Raw genomic sequence first — 2,513 nt, 5'->3', positions numbered from 1 at the left:
AGAAGGCATTGAAAGATAAAGGTCGCCCGGCTTAAGTAACTCTAGCCAGTGTTTCCATTAATTCGACTTCAAAGAAGCCATTGAAAGACGTTATTTTGTCCGATCTGGCTTACTGGAAAGTGTTTCCATTAATTCGACTTCAAAGAAGCCATTGAAAGTTGCCGGGCGGGACGGGCATATCTCTCCTATTGAACGTTTCCATTAATTCGACTTCAAAGAAGCCATTGAAAGCAAAAAGCGAACTTCTCGCAGCCGCGCCAAAGAAGGTGTTTCCATTAATTCGACTTCAAAGAAGCCATTGAAAGAACAAGACAATGACAAATGCCAAAAATCTAGTCGATGTTTCCATTAATTCGACTTCAAAGAAGCCATTGAAAGGCCAGAAATAAATCGCTGTTCGCTGCTCCTTTATTTGTTTCCATTAATTCGACTTCAAAGAAGCCATTGAAAGGATCGCCCCTCTCGACATCTCTAGAATCCGCAAAGTGTTTCCATTAATTCGACTTCAAAGAAGCCATTGAAAGTAGCTTGAGCTAGATGGCTCATAAGAAGAAAATCAGTTTCCATTAATTCGACTTCAAAGAAGCCATTGAAAGTATTCAAATTTGTAAGTCTCCAGACAATGTGAATGATATGTTTCCATTAATTCGACTTCAAAGAAGCCATTGAAAGTTCATAACAATGCTTCTAGACGACTCTGGAAGCATGACAGTTTCCATTAATTCGACTTCAAAGAAGCCATTGAAAGATTAGCCCAATAACAAAGGTTGTTGGTGTTTGTTCTGTCTCGTTTCCATTAATTCGACTTCAAAGAAGCCATTGAAAGTGGCTGCCAATCCCAGCATTGATGAGATCAAAGAATCGTTTCCATTAATTCGACTTCAAAGAAGCCATTGAAAGTCTACAGCGATGACGACGGCAAGTATATCAAAATATCGTTTCCATTAATTCGACTTCAAAGAAGCCATTGAAAGTTAAGAATGAGATGGTTGGGTTGAACCCCTTAGATAGTTTCCATTAATTCGACTTCAAAGAAGCCATTGAAAGACCGCCAGCCACAACCAGCACCAGATAAGGTTTCTGGGAGCAGATTTGGCGAACCTCTTCTGATTGTCCCAAATTCGGCCTCATTTGACAAGGTATTTTCTCAAGAAAGTTCCTAGACCCCTTATAATTCAAGCCTTACAGCGTTTTGGCGGACCTCCCGGGAAAATCGACCCCGCTTCGGTTTGCCAAAAATGCCAGAATTTTCAAATTCTGTATGGAATATAGAGAATTGCTGCGAATGAGTGAGGAAAAGTAAAGAAAAAAATATTTTTTTGGTAATTCGCATAAAAAGTAAGAAAATCAGACAAGAATATAGGTACAGTCAAAAATAACGTGCTGGTTATCGGCTCGATTTTTCTCGTTAAGATTATCAATGTCCTATCTTGCTATCTCCTTTGCCCCCGTACAGGGCTTCATCGAAAAATCTCGCAAATTGCGCGACCTCTACGGTGCGTCCTTAATTCTCTCTCATTTAACTTTTAAGATTGTCGAAGCGGCACAAGCACCAGATTGCGAGGTAATTTCCCCAGGTTCACCCAATGTACAGTTAGGGATGCCCAATCGCATTCTCTTGCAGGGAAATTGGGATGGCGATGCAATTCGTGCTGCATTTATTCAAGCCTGGTCTGTGGTTCTTTCTCATTGCAGAGAATGGATTGTAAACCAACTCCCTCACTATACTTACGAGTGGGATAAGGAATGGGGATATTGGAAAAATCATACTTGGGAAATCTTCTTCGGTACGGGGGACTCTGTTGAATTAGCAATGTTTGCTCTCGAACAAAAGAAACTCTCGCGAGCATGGATCGCTCCCAATTGGATCGGCGAAAGTTCCAGTTTAACCGGAACAGACGCGATCGCCTGGCCGGGATTGGGTTCAGAAAGCATCAACCCGCGTACTTATCCTGAAGCTGGCGATCGCGAGGGAATTGACCGATTTTACTACGAACTGGCCTGCAAATTGGAGGGAAAAGAACCGAAAAGCATTACACCAACAAAGCAAGAGATGGAGGAATTTCTGCACGGTTTTCTCGATCCTAACGAACGCTTGAGTATTCCCGAACTCGCCAAACGCTTAATCACAAAAGAAAGCATTGCTAAAAGTATTGGTATGATTTCTCTCGAAGAATTGGCCAAGCAATCGGATAAATCGAGGAGCAAAGCCGGATTTACCGAAATCCTGCGCCGTCCGAGGAAAGGAAGCGAAGAGGGAGACGGTCAGTGGACGGGCTGGTTTATGGGAGATGGAGATAAAATGGGCGATTGCTTAAAGGAGTTGAGTCGATGTGCCAATTGCGATGAGTTGCTGCCCAAATTTAGCAAACGAATGCGAAATTGGGGAAAAGCGTTTCAAGAAAAATTCGATCAAAAACTCGGGCGCGTAGTCTATGCGGGAGGAGATGATTTTCTCGGGGTTCTCTATCATCCTGACTTCGATCGCGATCGCCATAATAACCGCATAAGCG

Annotated in this window: 1 protein-coding gene and 1 CRISPR repeat array; the gene reads left to right on the top strand. The window is 42.7% G+C overall.

The window, feature by feature from the left end:
- Positions 1–50: 50 nt before the first annotated feature.
- A CRISPR array of direct repeats spans positions 51–1,047; the repeat unit is 37 nt; unit sequence GTTTCCATTAATTCGACTTCAAAGAAGCCATTGAAAG.
- 373 nt (positions 1,048–1,420) lie between these two features.
- A partial coding sequence (locus VB714_RS27080; protein WP_323228433.1) for a type III-B CRISPR-associated protein Cas10/Cmr2 occupies positions 1,421–2,513 on the top strand: 1,093 nt, incomplete at its 3' end.

Origin of the sequence: Spirulina sp. 06S082 (assembly GCF_034932145.1) — a bacterium.
In the GTDB taxonomy this organism is placed as follows: domain Bacteria; phylum Cyanobacteriota; class Cyanobacteriia; order Cyanobacteriales; family Spirulinaceae; genus CCY15215.
Note: the sequence above shows the minus strand (reverse complement) of the source record. Positions and strands in the feature narration are given on the sequence as shown.